General features: G+C 43.8%; 23 protein-coding genes. 14 read left to right on the top strand and 9 right to left on the bottom strand.

What is annotated here, in order from left to right:
• Window positions 1-16: 16 nt before the first annotated feature.
• The 4 genes from gspF to gspC are packed head-to-tail and all read right to left on the bottom strand — an operon-like array spanning window position 17 to window position 5986.
• The gene (gene gspF / locus C505_RS0104440; RefSeq protein ID WP_018691387.1) at window positions 17-1243 is read right to left on the bottom strand and encodes a type II secretion system inner membrane protein GspF; all 1227 of its coding nucleotides are present in this window, start codon (window positions 1241-1243) and stop codon (window positions 17-19) included.
• Entirely contained in the window at window positions 1244-2764 is a 1521-nt protein-coding gene (gene gspE / locus C505_RS0104435) for a type II secretion system ATPase GspE (protein WP_018691386.1), read from the bottom strand.
• Window positions 2764-4989 (bottom strand): type II secretion system secretin GspD, encoded by a 2226-nt coding sequence (gspD, locus tag C505_RS21400; RefSeq protein ID WP_245556330.1) that lies wholly within the window; start codon window positions 4987-4989, stop codon window positions 2764-2766. The genes gspE and gspD overlap by 1 nt, the downstream gene beginning before the upstream one ends.
• 22 nt (window positions 4990-5011) lie before the next feature.
• A complete protein-coding gene (gspC, locus tag C505_RS0104425) occupies window positions 5012-5986 on the bottom strand; it encodes a type II secretion system protein GspC (protein ID WP_211215051.1) in 975 nt (324 codons plus the stop codon).
• A gap of 139 nt (window positions 5987-6125) precedes the next feature.
• On the opposite strand from gspC, the gene hslR reads away from it, so the two are divergent.
• Window positions 6126-6539, top strand: coding sequence for a ribosome-associated heat shock protein Hsp15 (gene hslR, locus C505_RS0104420; RefSeq protein WP_018691383.1), 414 nt, complete (start codon window positions 6126-6128; stop codon window positions 6537-6539).
• Window positions 6540-6544: 5 nt separating this feature from the next.
• A complete protein-coding gene (gene hslO, locus C505_RS0104415) occupies window positions 6545-7411 on the top strand; it encodes an Hsp33 family molecular chaperone HslO (RefSeq protein WP_018691382.1) in 867 nt (288 codons plus the stop codon).
• A 38-nt stretch (window positions 7412-7449) separates the two neighbouring features.
• On the opposite strand, the gene C505_RS21395 is transcribed toward hslO, so the two are convergent.
• Window positions 7450-7785, bottom strand: coding sequence for an antibiotic biosynthesis monooxygenase family protein (locus tag C505_RS21395; protein WP_051090582.1), 336 nt, complete (start codon window positions 7783-7785; stop codon window positions 7450-7452).
• 797 nt (window positions 7786-8582) lie between these two features.
• Here C505_RS21395 and C505_RS0104405 point away from each other — a divergent pair.
• Window positions 8583-8987 (top strand): hypothetical protein, encoded by a 405-nt coding sequence (locus tag C505_RS0104405; RefSeq protein ID WP_157368797.1) that lies wholly within the window; start codon window positions 8583-8585, stop codon window positions 8985-8987.
• 9 nt (window positions 8988-8996) lie between these two features.
• Window positions 8997-10067 (top strand): potassium channel family protein, encoded by a 1071-nt coding sequence (locus tag C505_RS0104400; protein WP_018691379.1) that lies wholly within the window; start codon window positions 8997-8999, stop codon window positions 10065-10067.
• Between the two features lie 38 nt (window positions 10068-10105).
• Here the strand turns inward: C505_RS0104400 and C505_RS0104395 are convergent, their stop codons facing one another.
• Together C505_RS0104395 and C505_RS0104390 are read right to left on the bottom strand one after the other, a co-directional pair.
• Complete coding sequence (locus C505_RS0104395) at window positions 10106-10351, bottom strand: hypothetical protein (protein ID WP_018691378.1); 246 nt, start codon at window positions 10349-10351, stop codon at window positions 10106-10108.
• 130 nt (window positions 10352-10481) lie between these two features.
• Window positions 10482-10943, bottom strand: coding sequence for an EVE domain-containing protein (locus C505_RS0104390; RefSeq protein WP_018691377.1), 462 nt, complete (start codon window positions 10941-10943; stop codon window positions 10482-10484).
• A gap of 84 nt (window positions 10944-11027) precedes the next feature.
• On the opposite strand from C505_RS0104390, the gene tesB reads away from it, so the two are divergent.
• Entirely contained in the window at window positions 11028-11891 is an 864-nt protein-coding gene (gene tesB / locus C505_RS0104385) for an acyl-CoA thioesterase II (protein ID WP_018691376.1), read from the top strand.
• A gap of 53 nt (window positions 11892-11944) precedes the next feature.
• On the opposite strand, the gene plsB is transcribed toward tesB, so the two are convergent.
• The gene (gene plsB / locus C505_RS0104380; protein ID WP_018691375.1) at window positions 11945-14377 is read right to left on the bottom strand and encodes a glycerol-3-phosphate 1-O-acyltransferase PlsB; all 2433 of its coding nucleotides are present in this window, start codon (window positions 14375-14377) and stop codon (window positions 11945-11947) included.
• A gap of 140 nt (window positions 14378-14517) precedes the next feature.
• Between plsB and lexA the strand changes: the two genes are divergently transcribed.
• The 5 genes from lexA to C505_RS0104355 all read left to right on the top strand — a co-directional run bounded on the left by lexA (window position 14518) and on the right by C505_RS0104355 (window position 19694).
• Complete coding sequence (gene lexA / locus C505_RS0104375; protein WP_018691374.1) at window positions 14518-15132, top strand: transcriptional repressor LexA; 615 nt, start codon at window positions 14518-14520, stop codon at window positions 15130-15132.
• 381 nt (window positions 15133-15513) lie between these two features.
• Window positions 15514-16641: a cytochrome c oxidase subunit II gene (coxB, locus tag C505_RS0104370; RefSeq protein ID WP_018691373.1), complete on the top strand. Its 1128-nt coding sequence runs from the start codon at window positions 15514-15516 to the stop codon at window positions 16639-16641.
• Between the two features lie 4 nt (window positions 16642-16645).
• Window positions 16646-18241: a cytochrome c oxidase subunit I gene (gene ctaD, locus C505_RS0104365; RefSeq protein ID WP_018691372.1), complete on the top strand. Its 1596-nt coding sequence runs from the start codon at window positions 16646-16648 to the stop codon at window positions 18239-18241.
• 14 nt (window positions 18242-18255) lie between these two features.
• Window positions 18256-18822 carry a cytochrome c oxidase assembly protein gene (locus tag C505_RS0104360; RefSeq protein WP_018691371.1) on the top strand — a complete coding sequence of 189 codons (567 nt, stop codon included), beginning with the start codon at window positions 18256-18258 and terminating at the stop codon, window positions 18820-18822.
• Window positions 18819-19694, top strand: a complete 876-nt coding sequence (locus tag C505_RS0104355) for a cytochrome c oxidase subunit 3 (RefSeq protein WP_018691370.1) — start codon at window positions 18819-18821, stop codon at window positions 19692-19694. The genes C505_RS0104360 and C505_RS0104355 overlap by 4 nt, the downstream gene beginning before the upstream one ends.
• A 19-nt stretch (window positions 19695-19713) precedes the next feature.
• Here C505_RS0104355 and C505_RS0104350 read toward each other — a convergent pair whose 3' ends face one another.
• On the bottom strand, window positions 19714-19923 hold the full coding sequence (locus tag C505_RS0104350) for a DUF2909 domain-containing protein (RefSeq protein WP_018691369.1): 210 nt from the start codon (window positions 19921-19923) through the stop codon (window positions 19714-19716).
• Window positions 19924-19952: 29 nt separating this feature from the next.
• Between C505_RS0104350 and C505_RS0104345 the strand changes: the two genes are divergently transcribed.
• Genes C505_RS0104345 through cyoE form a run of 4 tightly spaced genes read left to right on the top strand, consistent with a single transcriptional unit; the run spans window position 19953 to window position 23122 of the window.
• A complete protein-coding gene (locus tag C505_RS0104345) occupies window positions 19953-20675 on the top strand; it encodes an SURF1 family protein (protein ID WP_018691368.1) in 723 nt (240 codons plus the stop codon).
• Entirely contained in the window at window positions 20665-21198 is a 534-nt protein-coding gene (locus tag C505_RS0104340) for a hypothetical protein (protein WP_018691367.1), read from the top strand. Before C505_RS0104345 ends, C505_RS0104340 begins: the two co-directional genes overlap by 11 nt.
• 2 nt (window positions 21199-21200) lie before the next feature.
• Window positions 21201-22211, top strand: a complete 1011-nt coding sequence (locus C505_RS0104335; protein WP_018691366.1) for a COX15/CtaA family protein — start codon at window positions 21201-21203, stop codon at window positions 22209-22211.
• A complete protein-coding gene (gene cyoE / locus C505_RS0104330) occupies window positions 22208-23122 on the top strand; it encodes a heme o synthase (RefSeq protein WP_018691365.1) in 915 nt (304 codons plus the stop codon). Before C505_RS0104335 ends, cyoE begins: the two co-directional genes overlap by 4 nt.
• Window positions 23123-23131 lie beyond the last annotated feature (9 nt).

The following is a 23131-nucleotide window of genomic DNA, read 5'->3' as shown; positions in this document are numbered from 1 at the left end:
ATAACTCTCTACTCAATTACAGTCCGACTAGATTATTCATTTCGATGATTGGCAATAGGATCGCCATCACGATGGTCAGTACCACGCCTGCCATCATCACAATCAATAATGGTTCGAACAATTTTAATGATACATTGACCAGGGTCTCAAACTCCCGGTCCTGGTTATTGGCAGCACGATCCAGCATCTGCTCGAGTTCACCGGATTTTTCACCCGATGCAATCATGTGCAACATCATTGGTGGAAATATTTTCGTCTGCTCTAAACTTGCCTTTAAAGACGCACCTTCGCGAACTTTTGACGCTGCTTCTCCGACAACACCTTTGATGTATTCGTTCGATAAAACTTGTCCAGCGATCCGCATTCCTTCCAACAATGGCACCGAGCTGGCCGTTAAGATGCTGAGTGTTCGCGCAAAACGCGCCGTATTTAATCCTCGAGCAACTTTTCCAATCATTGGCATTGTGATCAAACGGTGATCATACCAGAGCCGCACTTTTGGCTTCTTCAGAACCTGTTTCCAACTCGCAAATAACACAACAAAACCAACCAACACCACAACACCATAGTTGCTCGCAAAGTTACTGGCATTGATCACAAATTCGGTTAAACCTGGTAATTTCTGCCCCGACTGAACAAACTGCGTCACAATTTTTGGAACGACTGTCACCAATAGGGCGTAAGTCACAGCACACGCGATCACAATCAAAACGATCGGATAAATCATCGCCTGCATCATTTGACTTCGCATATGCGCACGTTGTTCCGTATAGTCTGCCAATCGGTTGAGAACCGCTTCTAAGTGACCCGATTTTTCACCTGCCGCTACCATTGAGCGATACAAGTGGTCAAAGACATGTGGAAACTCAGCAAGGCCATCTGCAAAGGAAAAACCCTCAACAACTTTGCTTCGCACCGTCATCATCATTTTCTTGAGGCGCGGATTTTCGCACTGTTCCGCAACGGCAAGGAGTGAAGCTTCAATCGGAAGACCGGATTCAATCAAAGTCGCCACCTGACGCGTGATCAAAGCCTTGTCTGACACAGGAATATCACGGGCAAAACTAAATGAGAAGCCCCCGACCTCAGCCGTTGTCGCTTTTTCATTCGCGACTTCGACTTCAAGCGGCATGAGTCCTTGCTCACGTAACTGAGTTCTCACCTGACGCGCTGTATCTGCCTCGATGATCCCTTTTTTCTGTTTGCCTTTCGCGTTGAGCGCTTTATATTCAAATGCAGCCACTTAGCTTTCCTCTCGCGTGACTCTCAAAACTTCTTCTAAAGTTGTTTGACCTGCCAGCACCTTATAACAACCATCCTGACGAATGCTTGGTGTGTGTTCTCGGATATAGCGCTCAACAGACTGCTCGCCCTGACCATCATGAATGAGTTCACGCACCGTATCATCAACGATCAATAATTCGTGAATACCGGTTCGACCGCGATAACCTCGTTGGTTACAATGCTCACAACCAACTGCACGATAAATGATACTACTGTCGTTTTCCGAAATGCCCAGAATACGTCGCTCTTCTGCATCTGGAGTATGTGGCGTTTTACACTCTTCACATAATGTTCGGATCAGTCGCTGAGCAAGCACACCGAGAAGACTTGAGGATAATAAGAAAGGCTCAACGCCCATATCTTCCATCCGGGTGATCGCACCCGCAGCCGTATTCGTGTGAAGCGTGGATAAAACTAAGTGACCTGTCAAACTGGCCTGAACAGCCATTTGAGAAGTCTCTAAATCCCGGATCTCACCAACCATGACCACATCAGGATCCTGACGGAGAATGGCTCGCAGACCACGAGCGAAGGTCATATCGACTTTTGGGTTTACCTGGGTCTGTCCAATGCCTTCTAATTCATATTCAATCGGGTCTTCAACGGTGAGGATATTTCGGTCTTTGGTATTAATGTCGGTCAAACCAGCATACAGGGTCGTACTCTTACCTGAACCCGTTGGACCGGTCACCAAAATGATCCCATGTGGTTTACGGACTAACGCAGCGACCTTTTCTTCAATATGCTTGGTCATCCCAAGATCAATCAAATTCAGTCGTGCAGTATTCTTATCCAGGAGACGGAGTACAACTCGCTCACCATGCTTACTTGGCATCGTTGAAACCCGGACATCAACAGCACGCCCTGCGATACGCAAAGAAATACGACCATCCTGTGGTACACGTTTTTCCGCAATATCCAATTCGGACATGACTTTGATACGCGACACAAGTAATGAAGCAAGTTTACGATTTGGTTTTAAGACTTCTCGTAGAACACCATCGACACGGAATCGGATCACCAATGCATTTTCGAAGGTTTCAATATGAATATCTGATGCACCTTCTTTGATTGCTTCACTGAGCATTGCATTAATCAATTTGATGATCGGCGCGTCATCTTCACTTTCTAAAAGGTCTTCTGATTGAGGTAATTCTTCAGCAAGAGAGGCCAAATCCATCTCATTACCTAAATCTTCCATGATTTGACGCGTCTCAGAGGAGTCTTTTTGATAGCTTGCTTCAAGCAAACTATCAAATTCCCCTTCGGAGAGCTTTTTAATCTTAAAGCTTTCGCTCAAATGACGACGGACTTCAACCACTGCGGATAAATCGCTACCCGGTTTCGTCACGACATACAGGCCATCTTCTTCCCGGCTGATCAGGACACCGTGGCGTTTGGCGAAGCCGAACGGCAATCGGGTCGTCACGGGTTGCTCAACCACTTCCGGTTGAGCTTCTACGTTAGACTCTTCTACCATTACTGCGGCTCCTGCTCTTGGGCATCCTCTTCTGTTGCCGATTCAGCTTCTGGCGCCAACTCAACTTCTGGCGCTACCTCTTCCATTTGAGCGTCTTCTTCAACATGTTCATTATCATCTGTTTGAGCTGGAGCAACCTCTTGTGGTGCTACCTGAACGTCATCTTTGAAAACACCGTCGCCTTCCATGTACTGTTCAAAATGAGGCGGCACTTCTAACGGGGATTCCCATTCAGGAAGCATTGGCCCTTTGGTGAATGGCATTAAATCAATCCCGTCTTCATCATGCATCAACTCTTTCGCACGCATGAAATTATACTTGCGGTAACTGATTTCATTCATCTTCGTACTGTCTTTGACAATCGTTGGACGAATAAAGACCATCAAATTACGCTTACGTTTTGTCGTACTCGTTGATTTAAACAGGTGCCCAAGGATTGGAATATCACCGAGTAATGGGACTTTCGAGACACTTTCTTGCACATCATCATCGATGAGTCCACCTAAGGAGATTACGGCACCATCTTCAACCATCACGGTTGTTTTGATCTCACGCTTTGCAATCGTGATATCTACCGCTGTTGCCCCTTCAACCTTTGAAACTTCCTGTTCAATCTTCATCTGAATGCCAGAACCTTCGTTGATCTGTGGTGTGACTTTCAGTTTGATACCAACTTCTTTACGTTCAACCGACTGTAGTGGGTTCGTGTTGGTCCCGGTTGTTTGTGATTGAGAAATAATTGGCACTTCAGAACCAACGATGAAGTATGCCTCTTCGTTGTCCATCGTCATAATACTTGGTGTGGAAAGTAGATTTGACTTGGTATTGGTTGATACAAAGTTCACCAGAGCACCCCAGTCATCTTTCACGACACCAGTAAGGACACCATTAAAGCCACCTAGCAATGAAGCAAGACCACTATAGTCACCACGTTCTGTTGTCTCTACTTGAACAGGTTGATCAGTGCCATTTACACGTCTTGTTTCTGTTGTCTTATTTGTGGTGTCTTTCGCCTGAATACCAGCAACAGCCAATGATCCGATTGGGACTGTCTTCCCATTATTAAACTGCATCAAACCGAAGTCTCGACTTGCCCACTGGACACCTAAATCAACACCATCACTATCGAAGACTTCAACAATAATCGCTTCAACAAGAACTTGCAGACGTTTAACATCTAGCTGTCGGATCACATCTTGCAAAGAGCGCATCATGTCTGGTTGAGCTGTGATCACAAGGGCATTGTTTTCCTTGTGTGCTTCGATGCTGATATTACGACCACCAGATGCTTTAGACCCCTTCTTCCCTTTATCTTGTTCTTTGGAAATCGAGTCACTGACGCCTTTGAGAACCTTAACCAAATCTTCTGCTTTGGCGTATTTGAGATAGAAAACACGCGTGTTACCACTGGTTTTCAACTCACTATCGAGTTGTTGGACAAGCTCTTTCACACGCTTTCTTGCTTGTGGTTCACCGCTGACTATCACGCTGTTGGTCCGCTCATCGGCGACAACTTTTGGAATAAGGAAAGTTGGTTGTGATCGTTTTCCGCCTGATTCCTTCGTGATTTTTTCAACAACACGAACAATCTCAGACGCTGAAGCATGTTTGAGTGGAATAATATCAACAGAACGGTCGCCAGCATGGTCAACACGGCGAATAATTTCAACAAGGCGATTCACGACTGCGGCATTACCCGTCATCATGATGACATTCGAAGGGTCGTAGTGAACGACATGGCCGCCCTGAGTCTGGTTACTGAACTGACGAAGTAGTGGAGAAAGCTCTCTTACAGAAACGTTTTTCACTTCAACAACTCGGGTGACCATTTCATCACCCTGGCCTGGATTGCGCTCGCTAACAACCGGAATTGCAGAATGCTTCCCATCCTTGTTACGGACGATTTTGATAATACCGTTGTCCATTTCGACAACTGCATAACCATAAACCTGTAGAACATTCAGGAAAAATTGATAGTACTGTTTTTCCGTGAGCATCTCATAGCTACGGACATTAATCTTCCCTCTGACATTCGGGTCGATTATGATGGTTTTCTTTAGGTTCTTTCCAACGATGTTGATAAATTCATTAATGTCCGTCCCTTTAAAGTTCGGGGAATATTCAACAGCCCTGGCACCTGCGCCAAATGTCAAGGCAACGGATAAACACGCTACCGATAGTGGCTTAATCACACGACTCATTCCTGGGCGCAACTTGCTTCTCATTAGCCCTAACTCCGACTTATTATTATTCCAAACCAAATAAAACTTCGACCTGCTGATCACCACGCTCCACAACGATACTTGCTTCTGTCATTTGACGTAATTCTCGAAGCACTGTCATCGCCTGTTGCATATCTTTCAGGTCATAACCATTAATTTCGACAGCCATATCACCGGACTTCAAACCTGTTTTCTTGAACAAAGAAGGATCCTTGCCTGGTCTGAGGCGATATCCTGCCAATGAACCATCACGCCGAACCGGTGAAATTCGAATATAATCAAAAATCTTTTTCGGTTCCTTCATGAAGGCTTCACGTTGCGCTTTTAATTCTTTAATCAACGCCTTGTCATGCCGCTTGTCCACCTTCGCCTTTCCACTTTTCTTTTTCGGCTTAGGCTTTGAAGCTGTTTTTTTTACCTGCTGTTGGCGATTTCGTTTTGCTTCGTGATAATCAATCCCATCCAACATCAGGGTTTCAAAACGACCTCGGTATTGCAAAATGACGCGATCAGAAAAAATCTTCTTTAAGACGGCTTGTGTGCCTGCAATCGTATCATTAACGACATAGGTCGCCTGTTTACTCATGCTTTCGATAATGGCAGCGCCTTGTGTGGCTTTCTCTCCAATAGCAACCACACCAGTTAGACGAACATTGAGTGATGTTTCTGGTACATCGTTTGCTATCGGTTGCTCAATTTCGATCACCTTTTCTGGTTTCTTTTCAAACTTGCCAAAAAGGTGTCTCGACACGATGGTTGTCACATCAACAGAAGATGATGCATCTGCCCCGCCCTTATCAGTGTAGATAAGATTTAGCGGTTGTATCCTGTTCCCTTGGGGAATTATCCGCCAAGTTAAATCCGCAGCCATGGAAATCAGCATCAATGACAAGATGACCACAGCGCATTTGCTGAGGAAAATCTGATTGAACCATGGATATTTAGCGAATTGTTCTGTAATGCGCCCGTACCAGTCCATTTTCCAATAATTTTTAACCAAAATTAGCCCCGATCATACCCTTATTACAGTATTTTAGCCAATCCCAAAATATGAATGGCTGTACTTCACCACGCTTAAGTAGCTTTCAGCTTAGGTTTATGTTAAGTTTCGCCCACTTTTTCATCGCTAAGTTTTTCTTATGAAAAAAGCAAATCAGCAAAATGAGTCAACAGATGTAGCCGTCCGATTGGACAAATGGCTCTGGGCTGCCCGCTTCTATAAAAACCGTGCCCTAGCTAGAGACATGGTCCAAAGCAGAAAAGTTCAATATAACCATCAACGATCGAAACCGAGTAAAATTGTTGAGGTTGGTGCTGTCATCACATTAAGACAAGGATCGGATGAAAAAGAGGTAATTGTCAAAGCTTTATCAGACCAGCGTCGTGGTGCACCTGAAGCACAGACTCTTTATACGGAAACTGAAGAAAGTATCGAAAAACGCGAAAAAAATGCGTTAGCACGTAAAAATAATACTTTATTCGCACCACACCCTGATTCAAAGCCAGACAAAAAGCAGCGCAGACAGATTTTGAAAGTTAAATTAGGTGAGTAGTCGTCATGCAGTCATTCGATCAATTATCGCGATACGTTTTTGAAGATCATCATGTCCGTGGTGAGTTGGTTCAATTAAGAGAAAGTTACCAGCAAATTATTGAAAATCACGACTACCCAGCACCAATTAAGAAGGTCTTGGGTGAACTCATGGCAGCTACTTCGCTCCTCACCGCCACCTTAAAATTCGAAGGTGAAATTACGGTACAGCTCCAAGGCAATGGCCCGGTCAAAGTGGCTGTTATTAATGCGAATCACCAGCAAGAGCTGCGTGGTATTGCACGCTATGATCAAGTAATTCAAGATGATATATACTCATTACAAGAATTATTTGGTCAAGGTGCATTGGTGATCACAGTCACACCAAATCAAGGTGAACGTTATCAAGGTGTTGTTCCCCTCTCTGAGCCGACAGTCGCCAAATGTCTTGAGAGCTACTTCCAGCAATCAGAACAGCTCAAAACGCGTCTGTGGTTTGCGATTGATGACGAATTTAAAAGCGTATCAGGCATGCTGCTACAGGTCCTTCCTGTCGATAAAGATAAAGCTGTCACAGACTTCGATCATCTTGAAATCCTCACAGATACTGTTAAATCTGAAGAAATGCTTCAGCTGCCAGCAGAAGAGTTATTGATCAGACTTTATCATCAGGAAAATCCGCAAATGTTTGCACCCCAGCCTGTCCGTTTTGTTTGTGGGTGTTCCAAAGAAAGATGTGAAAGCGCATTAATCAGCCTTGGTGCTGAAGAACTCGAACACATTATTGACGAGCAAGAACAGGTTGACATGCATTGCGAATATTGCAATTCATCATATCGATTCGAAAAAGAAGCACTTGAGAGCCTGCTTCAACAGCTCCGTCAACCAAATTAAAAAATCTCGGGCGCTATCCTTCTGATGACGCCCATTACTCAACCAGACAAATCTTCAAGCAAAGCCTCTTCTTGTTGAAGATAATCACTGACCACTTCCATTTCGAAGCGGGTGTTCGAACGAACCAAACATGCTCGCATTGCATCTCCAGCACTTTGGTATTCTTCGCCCAATTCGATATTTTTTGCCTCGTTCCAAGTCATACGATCTGGCCACTGGGCATAACCAACATAGAAATGCTCACTCACTTGATGTAAACGAGAGCCTAAACTTCCACATTGCCGATATATACCTTTGGTAAACTCCAGCCAGTATTTTTGAAAGTCAGATTCAAATCCCGGTTTCACTTCAAATTCATAAACAGCAACAAACATGGCATCGATCTCCATATTCTTATGTTCAAAATAATTAAAGATTGTTCTTAAAAAGAAAACAAGCGTATTGCGAGAAGGAAAAGAAACGAAAAACAAAGAAAATGCTGATAGAACACAAGGTACAAAACAATGATGAAATACAACAACACAACAAATCACCCCGCCAACCCAATGCCCCCGCTTCATTGACATTACGTCAATCGGGTTGTCATTGCGTTTGTGTGAAACCATCTCGCAACTAGCTATGTCGTGATAGTTGCAATCTGGCTGTGCACGACAAGATTGATTTGAACCTTATGTTCATATCAAACAGGTTACGAATTAAAACATTCTATTAACCTTTTTGCAAGCGTCAATGTGGTAATTTAATACAATTAGTTCAAAAATAGAGCAAAATAATATCCCAAGACTGAATATCAGGCCAGAAACTCTCAAAGCAACCGTACAACATCCCATCATCTTTACACTAAAGAGAAAACAATTACTGTGAATCCAATTGTCAATGTAAAAGGGGCTGGTAAATAAGACCGCGTGGCGAGGGTAAAAAGTGGGCCGCCGTCTTGATCATCTCAACTTCTTTTTTTGATATATGCTTAAGGAACGCAAGGTCAATGAAATCATACGTCGAATAACCCGACTAAATATATAGAAAGTTTTCCGTGGCTTGTTAGTTTTTCTGCGTTGTATGTTGCTTACTTTTGGAGCTCGCTTACATGTACACCTATGGAATCATTGCCTTTTTCTCATTTTTATCATTGTTTTTTTGGTATAGAAGCCAAAATCTTAATAAAGAGCTCATGCGATATCGAAGAGAGCTCAATGGTGCAAAGTCAGAATCTGATTATCTCGGCGAGATCATCATTACTCTTGCTTCTGAGCAAGAGCTTCTCTTCCGTGAGCGATTTGATAGCTTGCGACAATATGGAGCAATTCCACCGGATACCGAACCCATGTTGGAATCTCTCATCAAGGGTTGCGGTACTGTCATCAGTGATGCGGCACTTGGCCACAAATCAGTCCATGAAGCTTATAAGGAATATCTTAAGAAATCGACGTCGATTTCATGGGATAGTTTTGCTAAGTTTCTTGAACAGCAAGATGGGCAAGTCCTCCGGCACTGGCAAAAGAATTCTGTTTCCGAATACTTCTTTACATGTAAAATACTGCTCGATATCCAAGAAAAAAGAGTTAGAGGAAGTTAAAAGGAACACATGAATATTCTTCGGAAATTCCTGCTGGCGATGCGATTGCATCTCAATCAGGTGACTTGGCCTGCGCTGATCATGATTGTACTCTTTCATGCACTGTCCACCTGGGGATTACTCTTCAGTGCTCAAGAAACTGCAATACTTGAACCCATCACATTTTTGTATTACTACATTGTGACAACAAGTACGGTTGGATTTGGTGACTTCAGCCCACAGTCCCCAGAAGGACGATTGGTGGTTTCGCTTTGGCAGATTCCATTAGGCCTTGCCATTTTTGGTGCTTTTTTAGGGAAAACAGGACAAGCAATAACACATTTATTAAGGCGAAATATGACTGGCGAAAAAGACTATCAACATTACGAAGATCACATTCTTATTTTTGGTTGGCATAATGTGAGAACAAGGCGGATCATCGAGCATATTCTTGGCGATAGTAAACGGGAACAACGTCGGATCCTCCTTTGTGTGACTGATGATATGACCCACCCGCTCATTGACCAACCCAGTGTCAGCTTTGCGAAATTAGAAACATTTACCGATCAGAAGTGCCTCGACCGCATTGCTGTAACAAAAGCTGCGCGAATCATTATTGATGGTCGTGATGATGATCAAACGTTTACAACCGCCTTACGTGTCTCCACTTTAGTGGCTGATGAATGCCATATCAGTGCACACTTTCAAGACGAAACAAAAGTTGAGATGCTAAAACAGCACTGCCGAAATGTAGAATGCACTTCTTCCAAGACCGCAGAAATACTCGTTCGATCAATGCAAGACCCAGGTTCCAGCCTTGTTCATGAGCAACTCTTATCAACATTACATGGACATACACAGTTTAGCCTTGTTGTACCGGAAGAAGTTCCAAACGAAGGGCTTAAGTTTTCAAGTGTATTTTACCATTTAAAAGATAGGCACAATATGACCATTTTAGCTGTTGCTAAGAATCGATTTGGAGAAGGAATACACTTAAATCCACCAGGAGATCATCTGATACAGCACGGCATGACGCTCCACTATATATGTAAAGAGCGCATATTCAGCCATGAAATTGACTGGCTGGCAATTACCGCATAAAAAAACCGCTGGTCTTCCAGCGGTCTAAGACGCTTTTGCTAAATCCTGGTCTTGATACCGGGATGCATATCGATTTCTCCATCATTTGAAATCGTTGCGACTTTTTGATCACAAAGCGCAACAGCGAGAACACCTTCATTTGTTTTTCTCGTGAAGACAAGCTGATAGCCATAGTGATTCAACTCCGACATCGCCACTTTCTGCATCATATTCAAACTTTCCCAGGAATGTTCATAATCTGCGGAATCGTGGCGCCGCTCAACAACACTACTTTCTTCGGCCATAGAACCTCCTTCAAGATGTTCCATTGAATGGTAAGAATATTGCTCAAAAAGCACTCGCTATTTACTTAATTCTACACCAGATCACGAAAACATGAGTAGTTGTCTAAAAATGTTTAGTTCAAGATCAATATTATTTAATAAATTCCAAGATAGTCTGGTACTCACTCGGTGAGACTGGGATAATCGACAATCTGTTACCTTTTTTTACCAACGGAAAACCTTGTAACGCTTCGCTGTTCTTTAAAACAGTGAGTGGAATGATTTGATCCAGTTTCTCTTTGAATTCGATTTCAACAGTGATCCAACGAGGAGACGCTTTTTCTGATTTCGCATCAAAGTAAGGGCTACTGTTATCAAACTGAGAAGGATCTACAATTGGCCCTCTCGTAACCTCTGCCAGCCCAACAATACCTGGTACCTTACAGCTTGAGTGATAATATAAAATCGTGTCTCCAACTTTCACGTCATCCCGAAGAAAGTTTCTGGCTTGATAGTTTCTAACCCCATCCCAAATTGTTTTTTGTTCTGGACTCTTTGCTAAATCATCAATGCTAAATGCATCTGGTTCAGACTTAAATAACCACACTGCCATTTTCGAAACTCCATACTTAAGACTTGTTTTTATGAGAAATGCCTACATCATTCTAAAGAGAATAGAACAAGACGAACAGACAATATGAGCCAGGTTTTACAGGATTTACTTTCTCTCTTAGAGCTAGAGACCATCGAGCAAGGCATTTATCGAGGACAGAGTCAGGACTTGGGATTTGGTGCAGTCTTTGGTGGCCAAGTTCTTGGACAAGCTCTTTCAGCAGCAAAAGAAACTGTGGATGAAGCTCGCAAGCTCCATTCTTTTCATTCATATTTTCTCAGGCCAGGAGACGCATCCAAGCCAATTGTTTACGATGTTGAGAATATTCGTGATGGTAAAAGTATCAGTACTCGCCGCGTGAAGGCTGTTCAATTCGGCAAGCCTATTTTTTATCTCACCGGCTCATTCCAATTATTAGAAACGGGCTTTGAGCATCAAGCTCAAATGCCCAATGTCCCAGGCCCTGAAAATCTCGTGTCAGAGAATGAGATCTATCAACGCCACGCAGACTTAATACCTGAAAAAATTCGTAGTAAATTTATATGTGAAAAGCCCATCGAAATCCGTCCAGTGGGTGATATTAACCCTTTCAAGCCCATCATCTCTGAACCAACCCGTTACATCTGGTTCAAAGCCAATGGTGAAATGCCGACTGACCAAAGGATCCACAATTACCTGTTAGCCTACGCTTCAGACTTTTCTTTTTTACCCACTGCATTGCAGCCTCACAGGGCTTCATTCATGTCACCAGACATGCAAGTTGCAACCATTGATCATGCGATGTGGTTCCATCACTCTTTCCAAATGGATGATTGGTTACTCTATGCAGTAGATAGCCCAAGTGCTTCACATGGGCGTGGGCTTGTCAGAGGACAGTTTTTTGATAGAAAAGGACGACTCGTTGCCTCCACCATTCAAGAAGGCGTCATGCGTCAACGCAAGAAATAGTAGAAAGTAGGTAAGAGGAAGAAAGGGGAAAAGACATTTCCCCTTTAAAACAATTAGGTTAAAGAATGAATACTCTGTATCACTTCGCTACGTAACAAGAATGTGATCTCTTGACCTAGCGCTTTGACTTCTGATGTTGTCTCGAGGCTACTTGAATCATCCAACGTTACCAAGCCTTCCTCACGTAATGCAGCGATAAAGCTAGCCAATACTTTCTTATCAAAGAACTCAGGAGAATTGATACCATTCAGCTCAGACAATCGTTGTGCTGCTTGCTGGCTTTTCTTCTCAAGCTCACTACGACTCATCGAATCCTGCTTTTCAAGGAGACGTAAGACAATTGCAAAGCGCTGTAGCGTATCGTTACTGAGACGCTCAAGAAGCTGTAATTGGAAAAAGCCAGCTGTTTCGTGCCCAAGCGCTTTCACCGATTCACCTTCAATATTCACCGCCCCTTGTGTCTCGAGTGCTTGCAGAATAGCCTCGACATAAGCTTCAATATCTAGCTCTCTTAAGAACAGTTCATTTTTGATTAACGGGTAAAACATCTTGATCTTCTTGATCAATGATTGCTTATCTAGTACCTCATGAGAAATTAAAATAGAAGCGACTAAACTTGGCAGAATATACAAATGGAGAATGTTATTCCGATAATAAGTCATCAGAATCGCATCTTTTTGTTCGAGTGAGATGATCTCACCAAATGTATCTGTATGGCTCTTCACTTTATTTAATTGAACCAAGTGATCAACCATCTCTTTCCCCGTCATCTTTAGGATCACTTTTTCTGCTGAATACGGCGCCTCACGTTGTAGGGCAACATAAAAATCCATTTGTACTTCCAGTTCTTGTCGCGTCATCGCATATTTGTCAGCATTAAGCAAACACATGCCTGCGAGTGAAACACTGTTTAGTGCAGCAGCAGAGTTAATCCGAACCATCACTTCATCAGCCAGTTTATTGACTGTTGGCGTAAGCCACTGTGGTTTTGGACCTTCTTCTTGCGAAACAGAATTCCGCCAGTCTGGCACGTGTGATGTTAAAAATTGCCCAAGTAGAATCGGCTCACCAAAGTTCACATACCCATGACCATAATCTCGAAGATTTCGGATTGCTTTAAAAACACTACCTACAGATTCTTTTTTCTTAGTATTTCCTTTTAGCTCAGTTGTGTAAGTACTTACTTCCATTACATGCTCATAACCAAGATAGACAGGTACTAGTGCTATTGGCCGTTCACAACCTCGAAGAGCCGTTTGCACTGTCATAGCGAGCATGCCCGTTTTTGGTGGTAGAAGTCGCCCTGTTCGACTCCGTCCCCCTTCAGTGAAAAACTTCACCGAGTAACCACGGTTAAAGAGAAGAGAAAGGTACTCACGAAAAACGGAGGAATAAAGCTTATTTCCCTTAAAGCTGCGACGCATGAAGAATGCTCCGCCTTTTCTGAAAATAGAACCAACCGGCCAAAAGTTGAGGTTGATTCCTGCTGCAATATGCGGCGGAACCATTCCTTGATGGTATATCGCATACGACAACAAAAGATAATCCATATGGCTGCGATGGCAAGGAAGGTAAACGATCTCATACCCTTGATCAGACAACTCACGTACCGCTTGACCGTTCGTGACTTCCAATCCGTTGTATAGTTTATTCCAAAGCCAACTGAGGAAGTTGTCACTCATTTTGATGAGCACATTGGAATAATCCGCAGCAATTTCATGCATCAATTTACGTGCATTCTGCTTGGCTTCCACTAAAGAAATTTTCTTAGTTCGTGCTTCATCATCGATTGCTTTGCGAAGCCCTGGCGAGGCCATCAAAGAGGTAAACATTTGAGCTCGATTTGGTAAACGAGGCCCCGTTGCAGAGAGACGCTGACGCTGGAAGTGGATCCGTGCAACTCGGATCAGTTTATGGGCTGTTGTCTGATCCACACCATGCTCATTCGCCATATAGCGGATTGAAACCGGTCGGCTGACCCGAACAAGATTATCTCGCCCTGACAGAAAGACCGAGAGTATCTTGCGAAACATACTTGGCGTTTCCGTATTGCTGATCAAGTCACGTATTCTGGCGCTTTCATGTCCCGGATCACGGCCCCAACAAATGGTGATCGGAACAAGCTGAACATCGATGGTAGACTTTTTTTGATGCAGTGAAAGTAGGCGTAAGCCTGCTTGAATCGCATCCGAGGTTAGATCTTTCGAACTACCAAATACTCGGGCACGCTGTAATGCAATGAATCTTGGCAATTGCTCACCATCAACATAAAGTGGCTCAAATGGCGAAGGAAGCCCCATCATTTCTGAAAGTGCAGCAACAACCTGAAGATCGGTTGAAGACTCAGTTTTGAGTACATAAACCACGGGCTGCTTTGTATTGATGGAAAGAGATTCAACGGGGTTTTCAGGCAAAAGTTTGGTTTTTACGAGAAACCGGATCGGCCACTTTAAAATTTTCGCTAAAGGTAGTGTTAGTCTCGACATATTCTGTGGATACCTGGACTCGGTTACGACTTGTACAATTTATCAACAAACCTATTGTTTCACAAACATATTTTTTTGTTGCTATCCTGGGCCTGCTGTATATACTGACAGTAATTTGGCACTGTATAGAAAGACAGGTTATGAAACCACTTACACCGCGGCAAGCAGAAATTCTACAACTTATCAAAGATAACATTAGCGCGACGGGAATGCCACCAACACGCGCAGAGATAGCTCGTATTTTGGGCTTTAAGTCACCTAATGCTGCTGAAGAGCATCTCAAAGCCCTCGCTAAAAAAGGCGCAATTGAAATGCTCCCTGGAACTTCGAGAGGGATCCGACTCACTCAGCCTGTCGAGGAAGCAGCTGGATTACCGCTCATTGGTCGTGTCGCAGCAGGGGAGCCAATTCTTGCCCAAGAGCACATCGAGCATCACTACCAAGTTGATCCTGCTCTCTTCCGCCCGCATGCCGACTTCTTGCTTCGTGTCAATGGCAGCAGTATGCAGGATATCGGAATTATGGACGGTGACCTGCTTGCTGTTCATAAAACGAATACTGCGGAAAATGGACAAGTGGTTGTTGCTCGAGTGGACGATGATGTCACCGTGAAGCGATTCGAAAAGAAAGACCATCAAATTTTTCTTCACGCAGAAAACGAAGAATTTGACACCATTACAGTCGACCTTGAACATCAATCGTTCTGTATCGAAGGTCGGGCAGTTGGCATCGTTAGAAATACTGAATGGATGTAAATCAATCAACTAAATGGATGGAAATGAAAATAAAAAAAAGGCTTTTCTTTGATTTTCATCCTTTTTTTGAGTAGACGAAAATTCAAATTTATACAATCCTAATAGCGGCTTGATTTTTCAGAAAGTCATGACCAAGCATTCCATAAAAAATTATGGATGTAAAAACAACCCAAGTGGATGGCAAAATTGGATTGGACACACAGTTGATTTGAATGGCAACGTCACAAAAAGTTCCCGTTCATTTAGCAATGGACAATACAATCCATCAACACTGGGAATAACAACAACATCATAACCAGTAACTTGACTAGAGCTAAGTTGTACTGAGGTGTCATCAAGCTGGAAGTTGCAGTAAGTAGCAATTGACAGAGGAGATGTCACGTGTATCGAACAGCGTGTATCCTGTTTGCCTGGGGACTTGGCATAGGTTCGGCAAGTGCCAAAGATCTGCCGCTCAATATGCCCCGAGGAGTAACAGACATTAGTGAGCAGGTCTATGACCTGCATATGACAATCTTTTATATCTGCTGCATCATCGGTGCCCTCGTATTTGGTGCGATGTTTGCTGCAATGATCCTGCACCGCAAATCTCGCGGTCATAAGCCAGCCCAGTTTCATGAAAGTACGAAGGTGGAAATCATTTGGACCACCATCCCCTTTTTGATTCTCATCGGTATGGCAATCCCTGCCACAAAAACTTTGATTGCGATGGAAGACACCACTGAAGCCGATCTCACCGTCCAGATCACAGGCTCTCAGTGGAAATGGCACTACAAATACTTTGATTACAACCTTGAGTATTTCAGCCTGTTGGCAACGCCAATGTCCCAAATCAATAATCGCTTCAAAAAAGAGGAAAACTACCTCTTGGAAGTTGATCGTCCTCTCGTGATCCCAACAGGTAAAAAGGTTCGCTTCCTCATTACCTCAGATGATGTGATTCACTCTTGGTGGGTTCCTGAATTTGCGGTCAAAAAAGATGCTAATCCGGGTTTTATTAATGAAGCATGGACGAAAGTCAATGAGCCAGGTATCTATCGTGGGCAATGTGCTGAACTATGCGGGAAAGATCATGGTTTTATGCCCGTTGTCGTGATTGCAAAAGCACCTGATGAGTTTGACACTTGGATGGCCGAGCAAGAAGCCGAGCAACGTCAAGCAAAAGAAAAGGAAAAAGAACTGCTTGGAATGAATATGGAAATGGATGAATTGATGACACTCGGTGAAAAAGTTTACCTTGCCAGATGTGCAGCCTGTCACCAGCCAAATGGCCAAGGCATCCCAGGAGTATTCCCCGGACTTCAAGGTAACCATATGGTGACCCAAGATCAAGAAGCGCACATTGATGTCGTTATCAATGGCGTCAATGGAACAGCAATGCAGGCATTTGGGAAACAAATCGGTTTAAAAGAAATGGCTGCTGTCATCACCTACGAGCGAAATGCTTGGGGGAATAACACCGGAGATATTGTTCAGCCGAAAGAAGTCTATGAAGTGATGCAGAAATAGGAGCATGAAGATGAGTAAAGTAATCGAACAAGACCATCATGAGCATCACGATCACCACCATCCTTCTGGTGGTATTAAACGCTGGCTCTATACAACAAACCATAAAGATATTGGCACACTTTATCTCTGGTTTGCTTTTATTATGTTCCTTATTGGCGGCTGCATGGCACTGGTTATCCGTGCAGAACTGTTTCAGCCAGGATTACAAATCGTTGACCCTGACTTCTTTAACCAAATGACTACCGTGCATGGCCTCATCATGGTTTTTGGTGCGGTCATGCCTGCATTTACCGGACTCGCAAACTGGATGGTACCCATGATGATTGGCGCACCAGACATGGCACTTCCTCGGATGAATAACTGGAGCTTCTGGATCCTACCCTTTGCATTTTTCATCCTACTGATGTCATTATTCATGGAAGGTGGTGGCCCAAACTTTGGGTGGACATTCTATGCACCGCTATCAACGACTTACAGTAATGACAGTACGGCTTTGTTTGTCTTCTCAGTGCATATCATGGGTATGTCTTCCATCATGGGTGCCATCAACGTCATCGTCACGATTTTCAACCTCCGTGCACCAGGTATGACTCTCATGAAAATGCCGTTGTTCGTCTGGACTTGGTTGATTACCGCTTTTCTCCTTATTGCTGTTATGCCTGTGCTTGCCGGTGCAGTCACAATGGTATTGACGGATAAATATTTCGGTACCAGCTTCTTCAATGCTGCAGGTGGCGGCGACCCTGTGATGTTCCAGCATATTTTCTGGTTCTTCGGTCACCCTGAGGTTTACATCATGATCCTCCCGGCATTTGGTATTGTGTCCACGATAGTCCCAACATTCTCCAGAAAGCGACTATTTGGCTATAGCTCGATGGTCTATGCGACTGCATCCATCGCATTGTTATCGTTTGTTGTTTGGGCGCACCATATGTTTACAACAGGAATGCCGCTCTTCGGAGAGTTGTTCTTCATGTATTGCACCATGTTGATCTCGGTTCCGACGGGGGTCAAAGTATTTAACTGGGTCGCGACGATGTGGCGGGGTGCCATGACATTTGAAATACCGATGATGTTCTCTATTGCCTTTATCATATTGTTTACTATCGGTGGGTTCTCAGGGTTGATGTTGGCCATTACTCCTGCTGATTTTCAATACCACGATACTTACTTTGTTGTCGCACACTTCCATTATGTGTTAGTCACTGGCGCTATATTTTCCATCATTGCGGCGGTGTATTACTGGTTACCGAAGTGGACAGGAAATATGTACGATGAAGGGTTAGCAAAGCTTCACTTCTGGTGTTCTCTGATTTCCGTCAATGTCTTATTCTTCCCAATGCACTTTGTAGGACTCGCAGGAATGCCTCGCCGGATACCAGATTATGCCATTCAGTTTGCTGACTTTAATGCACTGATTAGTGTTGGCGCATTTGCATTCGGGTTTTCTCAATTGATTTTCTTGTACTTACTCATCAAGTGTATTCGGGAGAATCATCAGGTTCCTGCAAAAGTATGGGAAGGCGCAGATGGCTTAGAGTGGGAAGTACCATCACCAGCACCATATCATACGTTTGAAAAACCACCTTTAATTCGATAGTGACGAGGTGAAGGATGGATAGTCAACGCTTAGATAATACTGCTCTAGTCAAACGTCTCGTTTTAATTACATTAGCGATGTTTGGCTTTGGGTTTATGTTGGTCCCTTTATATGACGTATTTTGTGATGTCACGGGTCTCAATGGAAAAACCTCAGATACAGCCGCACAAGCGCCAACCAGCCTGATAGACGAATCGCGCGAAGTAACGGTGGAGTTTTGGTCTAGAACCCAAGGTGCCATGCCTTGGGAGTTCCAGCCAACACTGAAGAAGATCAAAGTCCACCCTGGCAAAGTGACAAAGGTTTTTTTTCGTGCATCAAACCGATCCAATGATGATATGGTTGGTCAAGCGATTCCATCTGTATCCCCGGGTCTTGCTGCAAACTATTTCCATAAGATTGAGTGCTTTTGTTTCAACCAACAGCCTGTTAAAGCAGGTGAAACCGTTGATATGCCACTTATTTTTTATGTCGATCCAGCTTTACCCGCAAAGTTCACCACACTCACGCTTTCATACACAATGTTTGATATCAGCAATCAAATTGCTGCGACTTCTCTAACAAATGGAGAATCATCATGACACAGGAATACCAAAAATATTATGTTCCGGAACAAAGCCCTTGGCCAATCGTCGGCGCAGTTGGGATGTTCCTCATCGCCTTTGGCGCAGGCAGTTTTGTCAAAGAACTTTCTTCAGGCGGTGGCTATGGCGGTTACTTACTTCTTGCTGGAATGAGCGTGATTATTTTCATGCTCGTTGGGTGGTTTAATAATGTCATCAATGAGTCCATGTCTGGGTTATATAGTCCACAAATGGATCGCTCTTTTCGCCAGGGAATGAGCTGGTTTATCTTTTCCGAAGTGATGTTTTTTGGTGCATTTTTCGGTGCCCTCTTTTACGCTAGAATGTTCTCCGTACCCTGGCTCGGTGGTGCTGACAATAATGTCATGACGAATGCAGTGCTATGGCCTGATTTTCAAGCCATTTGGCCTTTGGTAAAAACACCCGGAGGCGGTGAAACAACAGCGATGGGTTGGCAAGGACTCCCCTTGTATAACACCCTGATCCTCTTGACATCTTCTGTCACAATACACTTCGCTCATACTGGATTGGAACAGAACAAAAGAAAACAGCTGATTGGCTTTCTCGGCGTGACCATCTTACTCGGTTGTATTTTCTTGTTCTTACAAGCAGAGGAATATATTCATGCTTACACCGAAATGGATCTTCGCCTCGACTCAGGAATATATGGGAATACATTTTTCTTATTAACAGGGTTCCATGGACTGCATGTCACACTTGGAACACTGATCCTGTTTATTGTCTTTCTTCGAGTCTTGAAAGGCCATTTCCAACCGGATAATCACTTTGCATTTCAAGCCGCTAGCTGGTATTGGCACTTTGTTGATGTGGTTTGGTTATGTCTGTTTGTCTTCGTTTATATCTTTTAGATGTTGGCCCGTTAGGGCCTTAAAACGGAGATGGGTTGGGTGTGATCAAACCACTTGCAACCGAGAGAAGCAAGATCACAATCACCAGTGCAGAAAATAAAACACGCTTTCCGAGAAATTGCGACATGGATGTTTTTGTTTCATTACGGGTAAACACCAAAAGCGCTTTAAAAAGATTCACGATGATCATGAGCAGTAAAGCAATAAGGACAAGTTTTATGATGTTCATGGATACTCCAAAATTCAGGGGGTAACGCCATGCATGAACGTTTTGTGACTAAGTTTAACTCTAGCCCATTCATGCTGTTTTTCACTTTGGCAGTGGTCGCCACAACATTTTCTCTGGCTCGTTGGCAATGGCTAAGAGCGGAGCAGAAGTCCATCATACTGAAATCACAAGCAAAAGATATCCATCCCTTAGTGGATATTCGAGACGGATTTTTACCTGGTGAACGGATACAAATATCAAATGTCATCGTATTGGGAGAAGGTGCATGGCTCCTCGACAATCGTATCGTTGATGGTCAAGCAGGATATGATGTACTCTCTGCCATTCATGCGCCAGTTCTCAAACAACCAATACTCGTCAATTTTGGCTGGGTAAAAGCTGGGAAAGATCGCAACAGACTTCCTGAAGTTAATTTATCATCACCCATTCATTCCATCAGTATTACAATTGCGAATTGGTTTCATGAACCAATCATTTCTGGCAAAAATGAACAATCCAATCATTGGCCTAAAAGAGTATTTCATCTTACCGAAAATGAAGTCAGCCAAACACTCCAAACACCAATCATGCCCGTGATTGGGTATGTAGAGAACGCATCAGACTTCAGCTTTGTATTCCATTATCAACCCAGTGTTATGCCACCGGAAAAGCACCACGCCTACAGCATCCAGTGGCTGCTTATCGGGATAGCGGCAATTGTTATTTATGTTGCTGCGGCATATAAAAGGAGTCCTATTCCTCATGCAAAATAATCAAAAAACCATGCTACGACTAGGGGCCGTTTTTATCGGGCCTTTTTTACTTGCGGCAATCCTTTTAAAAATGGATTGGTATGATGCGGGTTCAACCAATCAAGGGGAATGGCTGAGTGAAGAGTTCATCATCCCCATAAAACATTCATCAGAAGCACCATGGCGGATTGTTTATATCGCCCAAGATGATTGTGATGCCCACTGCGAGCAAGCACTTTATGTCGCAAACCAAAGTGTTTCAGCTCTCGGTAAAGAGCAGCATAAAGTCACACCTACAGTACTTTTTTCACAAGAGAGAATGCCTTGGTCTTTTTCTCATGATGATTACCAAGAAAGATTCGAGACCCTCGCAATGTCTGCACCAATCAACCCTCTAGATTCAGACCACCTCTATCTTGCAGACCCTCATGGCAGCATTCTCATGCGCTACCCCATTCCTTATGAGCGCGATGCTATTTTGCAAACCAGTAAGGATTTGTTGAAAGACATGAAGAAATTACTCAAATTTTCCAGGAGACTTTAACCATGCGCAAATATGTTCTTCTTGCCTGGCTCATGTCATTGGTTGTGATTGGGCTCGGTGCATATACCCGGTTGACGGATGCAGGGCTCGGTTGTCCTGACTGGCCAGGCTGTTACGGAAAACTCGTCGTTCCAAGTTCCGAATTAGCACAGCAAGTCGCGAATGAAGCTTTTCCAGAGCGCCCTTTGGAACCACATAAAGCCTGGAATGAAATGCTCCACCGATATGTTGCCGGCACGCTAGGATTATTCATATTTGGACTGTTTGTCCATTCTTGGCGATCCCAGGAATATCGTGCCCAACGTCCTTTAACAACATTCTTGTGCGCACTTGTGATATTCCAAGCTGCACTTGGGATGTGGACGGTCACCATGAATCTCATGCCACTGGTTGTCATGGGACACTTATTAGGTGGGTTTACCATTATGGTGCTGCTCTGTGTACTTTGGTATCAGTTGAGAGAAAGACACATACCACCACAAACAAAATCGTATTCAACGGTGACTTTTAACCGAAAACTTGGTTGGGCGGCATTCAGTATCCTGGTCTTACAAATTGCATTGGGAGGCTGGACTGCCGCAAACTATGCAGCTGTCGCATGTACAAAGCTGCCAATATGTGAAGGAAACTGGCAGGAAAGGCTTGATTTTCCACATGCTTTCTCAATACCAACTGGACATGAAAATTATGAATTTGGTGTGAAGCCCTACGAAGCAAGAATGACGATTCATGTCACGCATCGATTCGGAGCAATCATGACCACGTTGCTATTGCTTGCATTTTCTTTTGCTGTTTACCGCCAATGCCATTCACTAAAGAAGCCAGCGCTAGGGATAGTGACCTTGCTCACATGTCAGATCACCCTGGGGATTGGAAACATCTACTGGTTGATCCCACTTCCCATTGCCGTCGCCCATAACCTTGTCGCGGCACTGCTTTTAGCCAGCGTAACATACACACTTTATCGATTATACCGTACAGCTTCCACCCCATTTCAAGGAGTGCTCAGATGAATCAGACAAAATCAATCCCCAGCACATTGACAGTCTCACAGGTAAGTATGTTACGGCTGAAAGACTTCCTTGCGCTTACGAAGCCAAAGGTGGTTCTGTTACTCATTCTCACAGCTGTTGCGGGGATGGCGCTTGCGCCAACAGCATTTGATCAAGCTGGGTTAATCCTTATTGCATCCATTGGTATCGGAATGCTTTCTGGTGCGGCAGCAGCCATCAATCATCTTCTAGAAGACGAAATTGATGCAAAAATGGCAAGAACAAAGCATCGCCCAATCGCCTCAGGCCGATTAACAAGAAGACAGGCGCTTGCGTTTGCGATGATTGTCGCGACGAGCGGCTTTTTCCTCCTCGCAACATTTGTCAACTGGCTCACCGCTTGGCTGACTTTGGCATGCTTATTCGGTTACGCCATCGTTTATACAGTTTTTCTGAAGCGAGCAACCCCTCAGAATATTGTCATTGGCGGGCTTGCAGGTGCGATGCCCCCTTTATTGGGTTGGACAGCAATGACAAACACAATCGATCCACACGCCTTGCTCCTTGTCATGATTATCTTTACTTGGACACCTCCACATTTTTGGGCACTCGCAATTCATCGAAAATCAGATTATGAGAAAGCGAAAATTCCTATGCTTCCTGTAACCCATGGGATCGAATTTACGAAAACCCTCGTGCTACTTTATACCGTTTTACTCCTGATTGTCTGTTTACTTCCATATCTTGTTGGGATGAGTCATGAACTGTATCTGGTGTTCAGTCTGGCTTTCAATCTCGGTTTCATTTACTATGCCTTGCGATTAAAATACAACCCGGCTGAAAAAACAGCCTGGGATACATTCAAGTTCTCTATTCTGCATCTCACGGTGTTATTTATTGTATTGATCATCGACCATAGCTTGTACACATAAAATAAGGGG

The organism is Algicola sagamiensis DSM 14643 (assembly GCF_000374485.1).
Lineage (GTDB): Bacteria > Pseudomonadota > Gammaproteobacteria > Enterobacterales > Alteromonadaceae > Algicola > Algicola sagamiensis.
The sequence above is the reverse complement of the archived record's forward strand: the minus strand, read 5'-3'. Positions and strand labels throughout refer to the sequence as shown.

Excerpts from the sequence above, each read along its gene's own strand:
- gspE (WP_018691386.1), bottom strand. The coding sequence starts at position 2,764 with ATGGTAGAAGAGTCTAACGTAGAAGCTCAACCGGAAGTGGTTGAGCAA.
- gspD (WP_245556330.1), bottom strand. The coding sequence starts at position 4,989 with ATGAGAAGCAAGTTGCGCCCAGGAATGAGTCGTGTGATTAAGCCACTA.
- hslR (WP_018691383.1), top strand. The coding sequence starts at position 6,126 with ATGAAAAAAGCAAATCAGCAAAATGAGTCAACAGATGTAGCCGTCCGA.
- hslO (WP_018691382.1), top strand. The coding sequence starts at position 6,545 with ATGCAGTCATTCGATCAATTATCGCGATACGTTTTTGAAGATCATCAT.
- C505_RS21395 (WP_051090582.1), bottom strand. The coding sequence starts at position 7,785 with ATGTTTGTTGCTGTTTATGAATTTGAAGTGAAACCGGGATTTGAATCT.
- C505_RS0104405 (WP_157368797.1), top strand. The coding sequence starts at position 8,583 with ATGCGATATCGAAGAGAGCTCAATGGTGCAAAGTCAGAATCTGATTAT.
- C505_RS0104400 (WP_018691379.1), top strand. The coding sequence starts at position 8,997 with ATGAATATTCTTCGGAAATTCCTGCTGGCGATGCGATTGCATCTCAAT.
- C505_RS0104395 (WP_018691378.1), bottom strand. The coding sequence starts at position 10,351 with ATGGCCGAAGAAAGTAGTGTTGTTGAGCGGCGCCACGATTCCGCAGAT.
- C505_RS0104390 (WP_018691377.1), bottom strand. The coding sequence starts at position 10,943 with ATGGCAGTGTGGTTATTTAAGTCTGAACCAGATGCATTTAGCATTGAT.
- tesB (WP_018691376.1), top strand. The coding sequence starts at position 11,028 with ATGAGCCAGGTTTTACAGGATTTACTTTCTCTCTTAGAGCTAGAGACC.
- plsB (WP_018691375.1), bottom strand. The coding sequence starts at position 14,377 with ATGTCGAGACTAACACTACCTTTAGCGAAAATTTTAAAGTGGCCGATC.
- lexA (WP_018691374.1), top strand. The coding sequence starts at position 14,518 with ATGAAACCACTTACACCGCGGCAAGCAGAAATTCTACAACTTATCAAA.
- ctaD (WP_018691372.1), top strand. The coding sequence starts at position 16,646 with ATGAAGATGAGTAAAGTAATCGAACAAGACCATCATGAGCATCACGAT.
- C505_RS0104360 (WP_018691371.1), top strand. The coding sequence starts at position 18,256 with ATGGATAGTCAACGCTTAGATAATACTGCTCTAGTCAAACGTCTCGTT.
- C505_RS0104355 (WP_018691370.1), top strand. The coding sequence starts at position 18,819 with ATGACACAGGAATACCAAAAATATTATGTTCCGGAACAAAGCCCTTGG.
- C505_RS0104350 (WP_018691369.1), bottom strand. The coding sequence starts at position 19,923 with ATGAACATCATAAAACTTGTCCTTATTGCTTTACTGCTCATGATCATC.
- C505_RS0104345 (WP_018691368.1), top strand. The coding sequence starts at position 19,953 with ATGCATGAACGTTTTGTGACTAAGTTTAACTCTAGCCCATTCATGCTG.
- C505_RS0104340 (WP_018691367.1), top strand. The coding sequence starts at position 20,665 with ATGCAAAATAATCAAAAAACCATGCTACGACTAGGGGCCGTTTTTATC.
- C505_RS0104335 (WP_018691366.1), top strand. The coding sequence starts at position 21,201 with ATGCGCAAATATGTTCTTCTTGCCTGGCTCATGTCATTGGTTGTGATT.
- cyoE (WP_018691365.1), top strand. The coding sequence starts at position 22,208 with ATGAATCAGACAAAATCAATCCCCAGCACATTGACAGTCTCACAGGTA.